This window comes from Pseudaquabacterium terrae, assembly GCF_013266755.1.
In the GTDB taxonomy this organism is placed as follows: Bacteria; Pseudomonadota; Gammaproteobacteria; order Burkholderiales; family Burkholderiaceae_C; genus Pseudaquabacterium; species Pseudaquabacterium terrae.
On record NZ_JABRWJ010000004.1, the window covers coordinates 123,016 to 138,417 of the forward strand.

Below are 15,402 nucleotides of genomic sequence, written 5' to 3' on the forward strand. Positions count from 1 at the left end.
CGCAAGCCAGCGGATCGGGCGAAACGCCCCCCGTTCGCCGGGGCGGTGCACCGCGCGGTAGAGAATGCACCGATGAGCTCCGTTTCCCTGCCGGCCGGCGCGGCCGCACCGGTGCAGCTGTGGCCCGGGCTGGCCTTGGCGCTCGGCGGCACCATCGCCTTTTCGGGCAAGGCGATCATCGTCAAGCTCGCCTACCGGCACGGCGTCGATGCGGTGGTGCTGCTGATGTACCGCATGCTGTTCGCGCTGCCGCTGTTCATGCTGATCGCCTGGTGGGCCGGTCGCGGCCGGCCGCCGTTGAGCTGGCGCGACCGCGGCGTCGTCGCCGGGCTCGGCTTCAGCGGCTACTACCTCGCCAGCTATCTCGATTTCGAAGGGCTGCAGTACATCAGCGCCAGCCTCGAGCGCCTGATCCTGTACCTCACGCCGACCTTCGTGCTGGTCATCGGCTGGTGGCGCCATGGCCGGCGCATCAGCGTCCGCCAGGGGCTGGCGATGCTGGTCAGCTACCTCGGCGTCGGGCTGGTGTTCGGCCATGAGCTCGGGCTGGACCGGCCGCAGGTGGCGCTCGGCGCCGCGCTGGTGCTGGGCTCGGTGCTCAGCTACGCGCTGTACCTGGTGTTCAGCGGCGAGGTGGTGCAGCGCCTGGGCGCGCTGCGGCTGACCGGCCAGGCCAGCACCATCGCCTGCGGGCTGTGCATCGCGCAGTTCCTGCTGCTGCGGCCGCTGTCGGATGCACTGGTGCCCGCGCCGGTGCTCGGGCTGTCGCTGCTGAATGCGCTGGCCTGCACCGTCACGCCGGTGCTGCTGACGATGCTGGCGATCGAGCGGCTCGGGCCGGCGCTGGTCTCGCAGGCCGGCATGGTCGGGCCGCTCAGCACGATCCTGATGGGCGTTCTGATCCTCGGCGAACCGTTCACCTCGTGGACCGCCGCCGGCACGCTGGGCGTGCTGGCCGGCGTCTGGCTGCTGGCGCGCTGGCGCTGAACTTCTCGAAAGGACATCCGATGGATCTGGGCATTGCAGGCTGCTGGGCGCTGGTGTGCGCCGCGAGCAAGGGTCTCGGCAAGGGCTGCGCGCAGGCGCTGGCCCGCGAGGGCGTGAACCTGGTGATCACCGCGCGCGGCGCTGAGGCGCTGGAAGCCACCGCCGCCGAGCTGCGCGCCATTCACCCGGCGATCGAGGTGCGCACGGTCGCCGGCGACATCACCACGCCCGAAGGCCGCGCCGCCGCGCTGGCTGCGTGCCCGCGCATCGACATCCTGATCAACAACGCCGGCGGACCGCCGCCGGGCGATTTCCGCGACTGGGACCGCGAGACCTGGATCCGCGCGCTCGACGCCAACATGCTGGCGCCGATCGAGCTGATCAAGGCCACCGTCGACGCGATGGCCGAGCGCGGCTTCGGCCGCGTCGTCAACATCACCTCGGGCGCGGTGAAGGCGCCGATCGACACGCTGGGGCTGTCCAACGGTGCGCGCAGCGGCCTGACCGGCTTCATCGCCGGGCTGGCGCGGCAGCCGCGGCTGGCCGGCCGCAACGTGACGATCAACAACCTGCTGCCCGGCGCCTTCGACACCGACCGGCTGCAGTCCGGTTTCCGCAATGCCGCCGCGAAGAGCGGCCGCCCGCTCGACGAGCTGACCGCGATCCGCCGCGAGGCGATTCCGGCGCAGCGCTTCGGCGATGCGGCCGAGTTCGGCCAGTGCTGCGCGTTCCTGTGCAGCCGCCACGCCGGCTACCTGCTCGGGCAGAACCTGCTGGTCGACGGCGGCGCCTATCCGGGCACCTTCTGACGGGCACGTTCTGACGCGGCGACCGATGCGGGTTTGATCGGGGGTCGGCGAAGACCCCGGCGTGCGATATGCCGCGCGCCGCGCCGACGATTGGCCTATGCTCGACGCATGGGACGTTGGGCATTGTGGCTGTTGGCTGCCTTGCTCGCCGCATGCGCGAGCAAGCCGGTCGTGCCGCTGCCGAGCCCGCGCATGCTGTTCAACGATGCGCTGTTCGCGGCCCCCACCGAGCGCATCGACGCCGCCGCGATCTTCCGGCTGACGCCGGCGATGCAGGCCTACTTCGACGACGTGATCGCGCCGATGCAGCATCGCCGCGGCATGCAGCGCGGGCTGATCGATGCGCTGTACAGCAGCGACAAGCTGATGCTGCGGTACGACAACGACTTCACCCGCAGCGCGTCGCAGGCCTTCGAGGCGCGCGCCGGCAACTGCCTGTCGCTGGTGATCATGACGGCCGCCTTCGCCCGGCACGCCGAGATGCCGGTGCGCTACCACAGCGTGCACGTCGACCCGACCTGGGGCCGGCGCGGCGACCTGTATTTCAACTTCGGCCATGTCAACGTCTCGCTCGGTCGCGGGCCGATGCGCAGCGCCGGCGTCGAATTCAACGGCAACGACTGGCTGACGATCGACTTCCTGCCGCAGGCCGACCTGCGCGGCCAGCGCTACGAGCTGATCGAGGAACGCACGCTGCTGGCGATGTACTTCAACAACCGTGCCGCCGAGGCGCTGGCCGCCGGCAAGGTCGACGATGCCTATTGGTGGTCACGCGCGGCGATCGAGAACGACCCGCAGCTGCTGATCGCCTACAACACGCTGGGCGTCGTCTACCGCCGCCACGGCAAGCTCGACGACTCCGAGCGCGTGCTGCGCTTCGCGCATGCGCTGGAACCGCGCAACACCAACGTGCTCGGCAACCTGGCGCAGCTGCTCGCCGAGCGCGGCCAGCGCGAAGAATCGGCCGCGCTGCTGGCGATGCTCGAGCGGCTGCAGCCCGACCCGCCGTTCAAGTACTTCAACGAAGGGCTCGCCGCGATGCAGCGCGGCGACTACCGCGCCGCGCGCAACCTCTTTGAGCGCGAGCTCGCCCGCGACCCCGATTACCACGAGTTCCACTTCTGGCTCGCGCTCGCGCACCTGCAGCTCGGCGACACGTGGAAGGCGCGCAAACACCTGGCCGCCGCGGCGGAAAACAGCGGCTCGCTCGAGGAGCAGGCGCGGTATTCGGCGAAGCTGGAGAAGCTGAAGGCGGCGGCGGTGCACTGAGGATCGGTCGCTACACTGGCGGCCCCGTCGATCCGCAAGCACCGTGTCCGACCGCCTCGCCGTCCTGCCGCAATACCTGCTGCCCAAGCAGGCCCTGACCGTGCTGATGGGCGCGCTCGCGTCGCGGCGCGCCGGTGCGCTGACGACCGCGGTGATCCGCCGCTTCATCGCCCGCTACGGCGTCAACATGGCCGAGGCGGCCGAGGCCGATCCTGCCGCCTATCCGAGCTTCAACGAATTCTTCACCCGGCCGCTTAAAGCCGGTGCGCGGCCGCTGGCGCAGGCGCCGCTGATCTGTCCGGTCGATGGCGCGATCAGCCAGTTCGGCGTCATCGAGCACGACCAGATCTTCCAGGCCAAGGGCCACCGCTATTCAACCGCTGCGCTGGTCGGCGGCGACAAGGCACTCGCGGCGCAGTTCGACCACGGCTGGTTCGCGACGTTGTACCTGAGTCCGAAGGACTACCACCGCATCCACATGCCCTGCGACGGCCGGCTGCGGCGCATGATCCACGTGCCGGGCGCGCTGTTCTCGGTCAACCCGACGACGGCGCGCGGCGTGCCGGGGCTGTTCGCGCGCAACGAGCGCGTGGTCTGCGTCTTCGATGGTCCGCTCGGCCCCTTCGTGCTGGCGCTGGTCGGCGCGACGATCGTCGGCAGCATGGCGACCGTGTGGCACGGCGTTGTCAATCCGCCGCGCAGCGGGCGCCTGCGCGAATGGCACTATGGGGACGGCGAGCCGGTCGCGCTGAAGCAGGGCGACGAGATGGGCCGCTTCCTGCTCGGCTCGACGGTGGTGATGCTGTTCGCCAAGCAGAACCTGCACTTCGATCCGCGCTGGGCGCCGGCCGGCACGGTGCGCGTCGGCGAGCGCATGGCGACGATCGGCTGAAATGTCAGCCCCCAGCTCACTTCGTTCGCGGCCCCCGGGGGGCGCTCAGTCGGCTTGGGAACGGCCCGGCGCCGACTGACGCCGCGCCCGCGCGCGCGTCTCTCTCTTGGATCAGGCATGCGGCTTGCCCGGCAGGCCCCTTGCGTTCGACGTTGGCAAGTATTTCCGGAGCATCGGCGATGGCACTCACCTTGTATGGCTACCAGGGCAGCGGTTCGGCGGCGATTGAGGCCGCGTTGCGGCTGGCCGATGTGCCGTACGAGCTGGTCAACGCGGCCAGCTGGGATCCGGCCTCGGCGCTCGATGAGCTCAAGCGCGTGAACCCGCTGGCGCAGATCCCGACGCTGGTGCTCGACGACGGCACGGTGATGAGCGAGAGCGCGGCGATCCTGATCGAGCTGGGCTTGCGTTACCCGGCGAGCGGCCTGCTGCCGGCCGAGCCGGCGGCGCGCGCGAGCGTGCTGCGCGGGCTGGTCTACATCGCTGCCAACTGCTACGCGACGATCGGCATCATCGACTATCCCGAACGTGCGCTGCCGAGCCCGAGCGAGGACGAGGCCAAGCGCGTCGTGCAGCGCAGCCGCGCGCGGCTGCACGAGCTGTGGGACCGCTTCGCCGACCAGTTCCCGGCGCACCCGTTCCTCGGCCAGGCGGCGCCGAATGCGCTCGACCTGCTGGCCACCGTGGTGTCGAAGTGGTCCGGCTCGCGGCCGCACTTGCGCAGCACGCGGCCGGCCTGGGCGCTGCTGTTCGACAAGGTCGAGCAGCATCCGGCGCTGGCCGCGGTGTTCGAGCGGCACTGGCCGAAGCAGCCGTAGGTCGTTGCGGGACCGCCGATAACGGCAGAACAGCGCGGCGATGACGGCGCGCTGATCTGCCGTTAGGCGCGATGTGAACAAGCCTCTAGACTCCACGGGCATGTCTGGGGATGCCCTTATCGAGCCGCTGATGGCCCGCCTGCTGGCCGGCGAGGCGGGCCTGCGCGGGGACCTTCGCGACGTGCTGGAGACTGCACGGGCGGCCGGCGACGCCGATCGGGCATCGCGCCTCGCAGCGCTGCTGCTGCTGGACACGCTCACCGACTATGCCGACTTCCGCGGCCTGAAGTCGGCGCTGGCGAGCTTCGATCCCGCGCTGGCCGCATCGGGCGATCCGGCCGACCGCCGCCGAGCCGATGCCGTCGTGCTGGGCCGGCCGATGCTCGACCATGCCTGGACCTTCGAAGGCCCCGGGGTGGCCGCCGCCCGCGAGCGCCTGTTCGCGGTGCTGCGCGACGACGCGCAGGTGCCGCCCGATGAGCGCCTGCTGCTGGCCAAGGTGCTGCTGGACCACGACAACCTGGGCGCCAACCGCGTCGAGGAGCATGAGCGTGTGCTGTTGCTGATGCAGCCGGTGTGGCCGCAGGCCAGCCCGCGCTGGCAGGCGGGTTGGTGGACCTTGTCGGCGCTGATGCTGGAGTACGCGGGCCTGCACGACGCGGCGCGGGCGGCCGCGCAGATGCAGCGCGAGCTGGTGGCGCGGCTGGACCTGCCGGAGCTGAACATGCTGCAGGCGGACACCGAGCTGCGCCAGGCGCTGCAGGCCGACGACTTAGCGCGTGCCGACCGCGCGGCGCGCCAGATCGAGCAGCAGCGGCCGCGCGTGCGGCCCGCCCTGGTGCCGCGCGCGCTCAGCGCGCAGGTGGCGCTGCTGCTGCGCCGCGGCGAGTACGAGGAGGCCTTGCTGCGCACGCAGGTGATCCTGGCGATCAGCGCCGATCACGAGGTGCCCGAGCGCGACTGCGGCGCCTACCTGCTGCAACGTGCCTTCGCGCTGCTCGGCCTGGGCCGTGCCGACGAGGCGCTGGCCGAGCTGGACGCGATGCGGCCGGCGCAGCACGGCTCGCAGCGTGAGCTGCTGGAGGCCATCCTCGCGCAGGTGCGGGCGATCCGCGCGCTCGCGGCGCTGGAGGCGCCTGCCGGCCGGGTGCCGGCCGATGCCACCGCTGCGGCGCGGGATACCGCCGCGCATGACGCCGCGCGTGAGGTGGCGCTGCAGGCCGTGCGCCTGACCGCCGCGGCCGGCAACCGGCGCTTCCTGAGCGCCTTTCCGCAGTGGGCCGCGCGACTGATCGCGATTGGGCTCGACGCCGGCGTGGAGACCGAATTCCTCAACCGCGCGGCGCGCCAGCGCCGGCTGCCGCCGCCGGAGCCGGCACGCGAGCACTGGCCGTGGCCGCTGCACGTCAATGTGCTGGGCGGGCTGCGCGTGCGGCGTGACGGCCAGCCGCTCGCCGGCGATGCGGGCAAGGCGCCGCGCAAGCCGCTGGAGCTGCTGGCGCTGCTGGCCGCGCATCCGGCGGGGCTGCCGGCCGAAGCGGTGATCGATGCGCTGTGGCCCTCGCTGGAGGCCGAAGCACCCCGCGCCTCGCTGGACATGGCGTTGTCGCGGCTGCGCAAGTGGCTCGATTGCCCCGAGGCCGTGCGCGTGGCCGACGGCCGCATCGGATTGAACCCGACGCAGGTCTGGATCGACGTGCTGGCGCTCGAAGCCGCTTGCGACGCGGGCGATGCTGCTCGTGCGCTGGCCCTGTACCGCGGCCCGCTGCTGCAGGGCGAGCGCCTGGACGGCGCGCTGGCCCATGCGCGCGATCGGCTGGCGCAGCGCCTGGCGGCGTGCGTGCTGCAGGCGGGCGCCGTGCTGGCGCGGCAGGGTCGTCGCGCGGACGCGCTGGCGCTGGTCGGCCGCGGCCTGGCCGCCGAGCCGAAGGCCGACGGACTGCGCGCCGCGCTGCGCGGCGGGCTGGCGGGTTGACGCTGAGGCTCGGGCAGATGCACCGACGCGCCGGGTCGCGTTCCGTCGGCGTCAGCCTCCGGCCAGTGTGCGCTGCGAACCCCGCATGTCGTCGTCGAGATGCTCGGTGTCGTTGATCCGCAGCACGCGGTGCGGCGGACGCGCGGCGACGATGGTGATCGACGCGTTGGCGATGCCCGTCGGCAGCGCCTGGCCGTTCTCCAGCTGCAGCGGTCCGCGTTGCAGCCATGCGCGCAGCAGCAAGCCGTGGGTGACGACGGCCAGCGGCCCGCCGACGCTGCGGCGCAGCGGCAGCAGCGTGTCGAAGGCGGCGGCTGCGCGCGCTTCGAAGGCGCGCGCCGATTCGCCGCCGGGCGGCGCTTCCTCCATCACGAGCGGATCGAAGCCCAGCTCGTCGTAGCGGCGGCCGCGCAGCACGCCGTAGTTGCGCTCCTGCAGCTGCGGCAGCTCGGTCAGCGGCAGGCCGCAGGCCTTGGCGATCGCGCAGGCCGTCTGGCGCGCGCGCGGCAGGTTGCTGGTGACGATGCCGGCGATGCCGGCTCCCGCCAGCCGCCTGCCCAGCGCCCGCGCCTGCGCCACGCCGCGCGTCGACAGCGGCGTGTCGGCGGGCTGCAGCACGCGACCCGCGTTGTGCGCGGTCTCGCCATGGCGGATCAGCAGCAGGGTCATCGGCAACGCGCGGGGAGCGAAACCGAAGAGGCTAGCGGCGGCCTGCAAGGTCTTCAATTGTGGGAGGACCCGAGAGCGAAATATTTTGTGTTGCAGCGTGGCCGCGCTAGCGCGCCAGCGTGACGCCGCCGTCGACCGTCAGCGTCGTGCCGACGACGTAGTCGCCGGCGCGTGAAGCGAGGTAGATCGCCGCGCCCGCCATGTCGTCGTCGGCGCCGATGCGCTTGGCGGGGATGCGCTGCGCGATCTGATCGCCGTGGTCGCGCGCGTCGCGGTTCATGTCCGACGCAAAGGCGCCGGGCGCGATCGCGCTGACGACGATGTTGTCCTGCACCAACCGCAGCGCCATGCGCCGGGTCAGGTGGATCAGCCCGGCCTTGCTGGCGGCGTACGAGTAGGTCTCCTGCGGGTTGACCGACAGGCCGTCGATCGACGCGATGTTGATGACCTTCGCCGGCTGGCGGGTGGCACCCCCTTTGAGCAGCGCATGCAGCGCCTGCGTCAGGAAGAACGGCGTCTTGACGTTGAGGTCCATCACCTTGTCCCAGCCGGCTTCCGGAAACTCGTCGAAGCCGGCGCCCCAGGCGGCGCCGGCGTTGTTGACGAGGATGTGCAGCGCGTCCTCGCGCGCCGCCAGGTCGGCGACCAGCGCCTGCAGGCCGATGTGCGTGGAAATGTCGTGCGGCAGTGCGATGCACTCACCGAGCGTCGACAGCTCGGCGGCGGCGGCCTGGCAGGCGTCGGCCTTGCGCGCAGTGATGTAGACGCGCGCGGCGCCGGCGCGCAGGAAGCCGGCGGCGATCATGCGGCCGATGCCGCGCGATCCGCCGGTGACGAGGGCGACGCGGCCGGCGAGCGAGAAGAGGTCGGACATGGCAGTCTCCAGTGCGGGAATCTCGGCCCGATCTTCCCCGCCGCGATGGCCGCGCACAGTCGCCAAGGTGCCAGCGCTGGACGCAAGGTGTTGCGACTTCGCATAGGCTCGGCCGCCAACCCCACGAGAAGGAGCAGACACGATGAGCCAGGCGATCCAGATCAAGCAGTTCGGCGGCCCGGAGGTGCTCGAGCTCGTCGACGTCGCGGTCGGCGAACCCGGGCCCGGCGAGATCCGCATCCGCCACCACGCGGTGGGCCTGAACTTCATCGATGTCTACCAGCGCACCGGCCTGTACCCGAACGCGCTGCCGCTGAACCTCGGCATGGAAGGCGCCGGCGTCGTCGAGGCGGTCGGTACGGGTGTCACGCATCTGAAGGCGGGCGACCGCGCGGCCTACGCCAGCAACCCGCCGGGCAGTTATTCGCAGGCCCGCGTGATGCCGGCCAAGTGCGTCGTGCGCCTGCCCGACGACATTCCCTTCGACACCGCCGCGGCGATGATGCTCAAGGGCCTGACGGCGCAGTACCTGCTGAAGAAGACGCAGCCGCAGGGCGGGCTGCAGCCGGGCGACCACGTGCTGTGGCATGCCGCGGCCGGCGGCGTCGGGCTGATCGCCTGCCAGTGGGCGAAGGCGATGGGGCTGCAGCTGATCGCCACCGCCGGCAGCGATGCCAAGTGCGCGCTGGCGCTCGAGCACGGCGCCGCGCACGCGATCAACTACCGCACGCAGACCTTCGTCGACGAGGTCAAGAAAATCACCGGCGGCGCCGGCGTCAAGGTGGTCTACGACTCGGTCGGCAAGGACACCTTCGAGGGCTCGCTCGACGTGCTGCGCCCGTTCGGGCTGCTGGCCAGCTTCGGCAACGCGTCGGGCCCGGTGCCGCCGTTCGCGCCCGGCATCCTCGGGCCGAAGGGCTCGCTGTACGTGACCCGCGCGACGCTGTTCACGCACATCGCCACGCGCGAGGCGACGCAAGCGATGGCCGAGGACCTGTTCGCGGTGGTGCAAAGCGGCGCGGTGAAGATCCGCATCGACCAGCGTTATCCGTTGGCCGAGGTGGCGAAGGCGCACCGCGAGCTGGAAGCGCGCAAGACGACCGGATCGAGCGTCCTGCTACCTTGATATGTGAGCGGCCAACGAATCAGTCGGCCAGGCCGACCGGCACGACGAAGCGGAAGCAGCTGCCCTCGCCGGGCCGGCTGTCGACCTCGATGCGCCCGCCCATCAACTGCACCAGCCGCCGCACGATCGACAGCCCGAGGCCGGTGCCGCCGTAGCGCCGCGTGACGCTCGAGTCGGCCTGCGTGAACGGCTCGAAGACGACGGCCAGCTGCTCCGGCGTCATGCCGATGCCGCTGTCGCGCACGCTGCAGGCCAGCAGCGCGTGCGAGGCATCGGCGGCGAGCTGCTCCACGTGCACGCGCACGCTGCCCTGCTCGGTGAACTTCAGCGCATTGCCGGCCAGGTTCAGCAGGATCTGGCGCCAGCGCGGCGCGTCGGCAAGCACCGCGTCGGGCACGTCGGCAGCGATCGTCCAGTCGAAGGCCAGGCCGCGCTGCATCGCCTGCGCCTGCAGCGGCGCGAGCGCGCCGCGCAGCATGTCGTTGAGCGACACCGGCAGCGGCGCCAGCAGCATCTTGTCGGCCTCGATCTTCGACAGGTCGAGCACGTCGTCGATGATCTGCATCAGCCCCTGCGCCGATTGCAGCGACAGCTCGAGGAAGTGGCGCTGGCGCGGCTCAAGCCGCGTTTCGAGCACCAGCCGCGTCAGGTTCAGCACGCCGTTCATCGGCGTGCGCAGCTCGTGGCTCATGTTGGCGAGGAAGCTGCTCTTGGCGCGGTTGGCGGCCTCGGCGGCATCGCGTGCGGCTTCCAGCGCGGCGAGCGCGGCCTTCAGGTCGCTGATGTCGCGGGCGTTGAACTGCAGCACCGCGCTGCCGGTGACCGGGTCGCGCACCGCGCGCGCATCGATCGCATGCCAGCGTTCACCCTGGCGCGTGCGCAGCAGCGCCTCGCCGGCAAACGCGCCACCTTCGCGCACCGTGTCGACGATGGCCTCGGTCAGCGCAGGCTCGACGAACAGCGCCGCCAGCGTCGGCTCGGCGGAGCCGCTGGCGCCGTCGAGCGGGCCGAAGGCGGCCAGCGCGGCGGGATTGCGCATCAGCGCCGGGCCGCCGTCGATGCGGTGCAGCGCGACGCGCACGGCGGCATGGCGCAGCGCTTCCAGGCCGCGCAGCATGCTCGGGTCGTAGCTCGCGGCCAACGGCTCGGAGGCGAACAGCAGCGCCTGGCGGCCATCGGGCAGGCGCACGCCGCGCGATACCAGCTCGGAGGTCAGCGGTTCGTCGCGCGGGTAGAGCGTCCACGATTCGCGCACCAGCCGGCCCTGCACATGCTGCTGCATGCTGGCCAGCAGCCGCTCGCGCGCGGCCGGCGAGATGTCGGAGTAGTCGCGCGCGGCCAGCTCGTCGCGGCTGACGGCGCGCCAGAACACCAGGCCGGCTTCGTTGGCCCACGGGATCGCCGACCGGTCGGTGTCGAAGACCCACATCGGCAGCTGCAGCCACTCGTAATGGCGCAGGTCCTCGTAGGCGAGCAGCAGCTGCGGCGGCGGGGAGTCGTCGGTCACGCGGCGCGGAATGCGGCTGCGGCGGCGCGTCGGTTTCAAAGGGCGGCCCGGGCAGCGATTCAAGCGCGCCGCACGCGCCGCAGCTCGTCGGCGATCAGGCAGACGGCGCCGAGGGTGATCGCGCTGTCGGCCAGGTTGAAGCTCGGGAAATAGCCGCCCGGGAACATCGGCGCCAGCCAGCCCCAGTGGAACTGCAGGAAGTCGACCACATAGCCGTGCAGCAGCCGGTCGATCACGTTGCCGAGCGCACCGCCGAGGATCATCGACACCGCGAAGCAGAAGAGGGTCTGCTCAGGATGCGTCTTCAACATCCAGACGATGAAGCCCGAGGCCAGGATGCCGAGGGCGACGAAGAACCAGCGCTGCCAGCCGGCGGCATCGGCGAGGAAGGAGAAGGCGGCGCCGGTGTTGTGTGCGCGCACCAGGTTGAAATACGAGGTGACGGTGCGGCTGTCGTGCAGCGCGAACTCGCCGATGACCAGCACCTTGGTGAGCTGGTCCAGCAGGATCACCGCGAGCGCCAGGCCGAGCCAAAGCGCCATCGGGGTAGACGAAGAACGGGAAACTGTCATCTAGGCGTCAGGCTTGTGAGGGGAAATACTGCACGGAAATGGCGTGAACGGGCGCTACTGTAGCGCCGGGGGATCGGAGGACCGGTTGGTCCGACAGCATCCATCCATGCACTCAAGAGGCGCGGCCAGCGCCCTCAAGTTGTTGGGGACCCATCGATGACCACGGCCTGGCTCAGTTTCAGCCTGCGTGTCGCACGCAGTGCACAGGACCTCCACGATGCCTGCGCGGTGCGCGCGGCGGCCTACGGGCACCACCTGCCGCAGCTGCGTGCGGCGCTGGCGCAGCCCGATGCCGTCGACCGCCATCCGGGCACGGTCGTGCTGCTGTGCCGCGACAAGGACAGCGGCCGGCCGATCGGCACCGCGCGAGTGCAGCGCTGCGCGCCGAAGTCGCCGGTGGAGATCGAGCACGACGTGACGCTGCCGGACTGGCTGAGCGAGCGGCCGCGCGCCGAAGTCTCGCGGCTGGCGATCATGCCGGGCGCCGATGCGATGCTGCGGCCGATGCTGATCAAGGCCAGCTTCCTGTTCTGCGCTGCCAACCAGATCCGCTGGATGGTGATCGGCGCGCGCAGCGAAGCGCTGGTGCGCATCTACCGGCGGCTCGGCTTCATCGATGCGTTCGATCACGGTGCTGCGCTGCCGCTGGCCCACGGCGGCGGCCTGCCGCACCACATCCTCGCGCTCGACATCGTCGGCACCGAGCGCAGCTGGTACCAGGGCCAGCACGGCCTGTACACGACGATCTTCGAGACCTTCCATCCGGACGTGCAGCTGTTCGACACGCCCGGCACTGCACAACCCGCCGAGCGCATCGCGGCTTAGGCGCCTGCGGCGCCCAAGCCGCGGCGCGGCAGAACATTCCGCTCCCCCGAGCCCCCTCCGGGAGGGGGCTCCAGCTCGAAGGACAGCTCCCACCGGCCTCCCTCCGAGAGGGAGGTTCCGGTCAGATCGACGAAGGGACTGCGCGGCTCACGCGACTTTGCGGCTCTCGCCGCTGCCGGCCAGGTTGCTGGTGCAGCGGCCGCAGAGGGTCGGCTGCGCGGGGTCGTGGCCGACGTCGTCGCGGTAGTGCCAGCAGCGCTCGCACTTGGTCGCCGTCGACGGCGTGACCTCGACCGCCAGCGCCTCGCCTGCGGCGATCGATGCCGCCGAGGTGATGAAGACGAACTTCAGGTCCTCGCCCAGCGTGGCCAGCAGCGCCTGCGTCTCGGCCGGCGCCGTGACGCGCACGGTGGCCTGCAGCGAGCTGCCGACCGCGCCGGCCGAGCGCACTTCTTCGATCGCCTTGTTGACCGCCTCGCGCACCTCGCGGATGCGGGCCCACTTCTGCAGCAGCGCCTGGTCGGCGGCCAAGCCCGCGTCGAAGGTCCAGTAGGTCTCGGTGAAGATCGTCGTGCCGCCGCCGAACACCTTCCACGCTTCCTCGGCCGTGAAGCTGAGGAAGGGCGCCATCCAGCGCAGCATCGCGTGCGTGATCTGCCACAGCGCGGTCTGCGCGCTGCGCCGCGCCAGGCTCTTCGGCGCGGTGGTGTAGAGGCGATCCTTCAGCACGTCGAGGTAGAACGCGCCCAGGTCCTCGGAGCAGAACACCTGCAGCTTGGCGACCACCGGGTGGAACTCGTAGATGGTGTAGTGCGCCAGCACCTCGGCCTGGAACTGCGCCGCGCGCGCCAGCGCCCAGCGGTCGATCTCCAGCAGCTCGCCCGGCGCGACGGCATCTTTCGCCGGATCGAAGTCGCTGGTATTGGCGAGCAGGAAGCGCAGCGTATTGCGGATGCGGCGGTAGGCATCGACGACGCGGGCGAGGATCTTGTCGTCGCCGGCGATGTCGCCCGAATAGTCGCTGGCCGCGACCCACAGCCGGATGATCTCGGCGCCCAGCTTCTTGCTCACCACCTGCGGCTCGATGCCGTTGCCGAGTGACTTGCTCATCTTGCGGCCCTGGCTGTCGACGGTGAACCCGTGCGTCAGCAGGCCGCGGTAGGGCGCGCGGCCTTCGAGCGCGCAGGCCAGCAGCAGCGACGAGTGGAACCAGCCGCGGTGCTGGTCGTGGCCTTCGAGGTACAGGTCGGCCTCGGGGCCGCTCTCGTGGTAGCCCAGGCTGCCGTGCTGCTCGGCATGCGTGCCGCGCAGCACGTGCCGGAAGGTCGAGCCGGAGTCGAACCAGACCTCGAGGATGTCGCTGCTCTTGGTGTAGTGCGGCGCGTCGTCGGGGCCGAGGATGGCTTCAGCGGTGGCGCGGCTCCAGGCCTCGATGCCGCCCTGCTCGACGATGGCCGCGGCCTGGTCGAGGATCTCCATCGTGCGCGGATGCAGCTCGCCCGTGTCCTTGTGCAGGAAGAAGGGCACCGGCACGCCCCAGCTGCGCTGGCGCGAGATGCACCAGTCGGGCCGGTTGGCGATCATGTCGCGCAGTCGCGCGCGGCCGTTCTCCGGATAGAAGCCGGTCTGGTCGATGGCGTCGAGCGCCATCTGGCGCAGCGTCTTCGGCGCCTTGTCCTTGGTGAAGACGCCCGGGCCTTCATCCATGCGGATGAACCACTGCGCCGCGGCGCGGTAGATCACCGGCGACTTGTGGCGCCAGCAGTGCGGGTAGCTGTGCGTGATCGTCGTCGTGTGCAGCAGCCGACCGGCGTCGCGCAAGGCGTCGAGGATCGCCGGCACCGCCTTCCAGATGTGCTGGCCGCCGAAGAGCGGGAAGTCCGGCGCATAGGCGCCGTTGCCCTGCACCGGATTCAGGATCTCGTCGACCTTCATGCCGTGCGCGACGCAGGACTGGAAGTCGTCGAGGCCATAAGCCGGCGACGAGTGCACGATGCCGGTGCCGTCGTCGGCGGTCGCGTACTCGGCGAGGTACACCGGGCTCGGCCGGTCGTAGCCCGGGTGCACGGCGCCGAGCGGATGGCGGAAAGCGATGCCGCCCAGGTTCTCGCCGGCGGTGACCGCGCGCACCGTGCCGGTCAGGCCGTAACGTTCCAGGCACTTGTCGACCAGCGATTCGGCCAGCACCAGCAGGCCCTTGGGCGTGTCGACGAGCGCGTAGTCGAGGGCCGGATTCAGGTTCAGCGCCTGGTTCGCGGGGATGGTCCACGCGGTCGTGGTCCAGATGACGATGAAGGCGTCCTTGTCGAGCGCCGGCAGGCCGAAGGCGGCGGCCAGCCGCTCCGGCTCGGCGCAGGGGAAGGCGACGTCCAGCGTCTGGCTCTTCTTGTCGGCGTACTCGATCTCGAACTCGGCCAGCGACGAGCCGCAGTCGAAGCACCAGTACACCGGCTTCAAGCCGCGGTAAACGAAGCCGCGCTCGATCACCCGCTTGAAGGCGCGGATCTCGCCGGCCTCGTTGGCGAAGTCCATCGTGCGATAGGGCCGCTCCCACTCGCCGAGCACGCCCAGGCGCTGGAAGTCGGCCATCTGCTGCGCGATCTGCTCGGTGGCGTAGGCGCGGCTCCTGGCCTGCATGTCGTCACGGCTCAGGTTGCGGCCGTGCGCCTTCTCGATCGCGTTCTCGATCGGCAGGCCGTGGCAATCCCAGCCCGGCACGTACTGAGCGTCGAAGCCGGCGAGCTGGCGCGCCCGGACGATCATGTCCTTGAGCACCTTGTTGACGGCGTGACCCATGTGGATCTGGCCGTTGGCATAGGGCGGGCCGTCGTGCAGGATGAACTTCGGCGCGCCGTGGCGCGCATCGCGCAGGCGCTTGTACAGGCCTTCGTCTGCCCAAGCCTTGACCCAGCCGGGCTCACGCTGCGCGAGGTCGCCGCGCATCGGGAACGGGGTGTCGGGCAGGTTCAGCGTCGATCGGTAGTCGGTGGGGGCGGTCGATTCGGTCATGGCGGCTTTCGCGCCGGAGCAGGTGCCGGCGCACGCATCGTTGGAGGAGTCGGAAAGCGCGGCGCCCAGG

The 15,402-nt window shown here is 70.9% G+C and carries 13 protein-coding genes; 8 read left to right on the forward strand and 5 right to left on the reverse strand.

Annotated features, from left to right (window positions below):
- Nucleotides 1-72: 72 nt before the first annotated feature.
- The 6 genes from HLB44_RS13220 to HLB44_RS13245 all read left to right on the forward strand — a co-directional run bounded on the left by HLB44_RS13220 (nucleotide 73) and on the right by HLB44_RS13245 (nucleotide 6,750).
- A complete protein-coding gene (locus tag HLB44_RS13220; protein ID WP_173123150.1) occupies nucleotides 73-987 on the forward strand; it encodes a DMT family transporter in 915 nt (304 codons plus the stop codon).
- A 20-nt stretch (nucleotides 988-1,007) separates the two neighbouring features.
- Nucleotides 1,008-1,796, forward strand: coding sequence for an SDR family oxidoreductase (locus tag HLB44_RS13225; protein WP_173123152.1), 789 nt, complete (start codon nucleotides 1,008-1,010; stop codon nucleotides 1,794-1,796).
- 108 nt (nucleotides 1,797-1,904) lie between these two features.
- Nucleotides 1,905-3,065 (forward strand): tetratricopeptide repeat protein, encoded by a 1,161-nt coding sequence (locus HLB44_RS13230; protein WP_173123154.1) that lies wholly within the window; start codon nucleotides 1,905-1,907, stop codon nucleotides 3,063-3,065.
- Nucleotides 3,066-3,108: 43 nt separating this feature from the next.
- Entirely contained in the window at nucleotides 3,109-3,957 is an 849-nt protein-coding gene (gene asd / locus HLB44_RS13235) for an archaetidylserine decarboxylase (protein ID WP_173123156.1), read from the forward strand.
- Between the two features lie 179 nt (nucleotides 3,958-4,136).
- On the forward strand, nucleotides 4,137-4,775 hold the full coding sequence (locus HLB44_RS13240) for a glutathione S-transferase family protein (RefSeq protein WP_173123158.1): 639 nt from the start codon (nucleotides 4,137-4,139) through the stop codon (nucleotides 4,773-4,775).
- Nucleotides 4,776-4,905: 130 nt separating this feature from the next.
- Complete coding sequence (locus tag HLB44_RS13245) at nucleotides 4,906-6,750, forward strand: AfsR/SARP family transcriptional regulator (protein ID WP_173123160.1); 1,845 nt, start codon at nucleotides 4,906-4,908, stop codon at nucleotides 6,748-6,750.
- A 51-nt stretch (nucleotides 6,751-6,801) separates the two neighbouring features.
- Here the strand turns inward: HLB44_RS13245 and HLB44_RS13250 are convergent, their stop codons facing one another.
- The gene (locus tag HLB44_RS13250) at nucleotides 6,802-7,419 is read right to left on the reverse strand and encodes a histidine phosphatase family protein (RefSeq protein WP_173123162.1); all 618 of its coding nucleotides are present in this window, start codon (nucleotides 7,417-7,419) and stop codon (nucleotides 6,802-6,804) included.
- A gap of 106 nt (nucleotides 7,420-7,525) precedes the next feature.
- Entirely contained in the window at nucleotides 7,526-8,293 is a 768-nt protein-coding gene (locus HLB44_RS13255) for an SDR family oxidoreductase (protein WP_173123164.1), read from the reverse strand.
- A 142-nt stretch (nucleotides 8,294-8,435) separates the two neighbouring features.
- On the opposite strand from HLB44_RS13255, the gene HLB44_RS13260 reads away from it, so the two are divergent.
- Entirely contained in the window at nucleotides 8,436-9,419 is a 984-nt protein-coding gene (locus HLB44_RS13260; RefSeq protein ID WP_173123166.1) for a quinone oxidoreductase family protein, read from the forward strand.
- Between the two features lie 19 nt (nucleotides 9,420-9,438).
- On the opposite strand, the gene HLB44_RS37865 is transcribed toward HLB44_RS13260, so the two are convergent.
- Entirely contained in the window at nucleotides 9,439-10,926 is a 1,488-nt protein-coding gene (locus HLB44_RS37865; protein WP_173123168.1) for an ATP-binding protein, read from the reverse strand.
- A 59-nt stretch (nucleotides 10,927-10,985) separates the two neighbouring features.
- A complete protein-coding gene (lspA, locus tag HLB44_RS13270; protein WP_173123170.1) occupies nucleotides 10,986-11,498 on the reverse strand; it encodes a signal peptidase II in 513 nt (170 codons plus the stop codon).
- 156 nt (nucleotides 11,499-11,654) lie between these two features.
- Here lspA and HLB44_RS13275 point away from each other — a divergent pair, with 156 nt between their 5' ends.
- On the forward strand, nucleotides 11,655-12,323 hold the full coding sequence (locus HLB44_RS13275) for a hypothetical protein (RefSeq protein WP_173123172.1): 669 nt from the start codon (nucleotides 11,655-11,657) through the stop codon (nucleotides 12,321-12,323).
- Between the two features lie 147 nt (nucleotides 12,324-12,470).
- Here the strand turns inward: HLB44_RS13275 and ileS are convergent, their stop codons facing one another.
- Nucleotides 12,471-15,332, reverse strand: a complete 2,862-nt coding sequence (gene ileS / locus HLB44_RS13280; protein WP_173123174.1) for an isoleucine--tRNA ligase — start codon at nucleotides 15,330-15,332, stop codon at nucleotides 12,471-12,473.
- Between the last annotated feature and the right edge of the window lie 70 nt (nucleotides 15,333-15,402).

Coding starts and splice junctions, on each gene's coding strand:
- HLB44_RS13220 (WP_173123150.1), top strand. CDS start 73: ATGAGCTCCGTTTCCCTGCCGGCCGGCGCGGCCGCACCGGTGCAGCTG.
- HLB44_RS13225 (WP_173123152.1), top strand. CDS start 1,008: ATGGATCTGGGCATTGCAGGCTGCTGGGCGCTGGTGTGCGCCGCGAGC.
- HLB44_RS13230 (WP_173123154.1), top strand. CDS start 1,905: ATGGGACGTTGGGCATTGTGGCTGTTGGCTGCCTTGCTCGCCGCATGC.
- HLB44_RS13240 (WP_173123158.1), top strand. CDS start 4,137: ATGGCACTCACCTTGTATGGCTACCAGGGCAGCGGTTCGGCGGCGATT.
- HLB44_RS13245 (WP_173123160.1), top strand. CDS start 4,906: ATGGCCCGCCTGCTGGCCGGCGAGGCGGGCCTGCGCGGGGACCTTCGC.
- HLB44_RS13250 (WP_173123162.1), bottom strand. CDS start 7,419: ATGACCCTGCTGCTGATCCGCCATGGCGAGACCGCGCACAACGCGGGT.
- HLB44_RS13255 (WP_173123164.1), bottom strand. CDS start 8,293: ATGTCCGACCTCTTCTCGCTCGCCGGCCGCGTCGCCCTCGTCACCGGC.
- HLB44_RS13260 (WP_173123166.1), top strand. CDS start 8,436: ATGAGCCAGGCGATCCAGATCAAGCAGTTCGGCGGCCCGGAGGTGCTC.
- lspA (WP_173123170.1), bottom strand. CDS start 11,498: ATGACAGTTTCCCGTTCTTCGTCTACCCCGATGGCGCTTTGGCTCGGC.
- HLB44_RS13275 (WP_173123172.1), top strand. CDS start 11,655: ATGACCACGGCCTGGCTCAGTTTCAGCCTGCGTGTCGCACGCAGTGCA.
- ileS (WP_173123174.1), bottom strand. CDS start 15,332: ATGACCGAATCGACCGCCCCCACCGACTACCGATCGACGCTGAACCTG.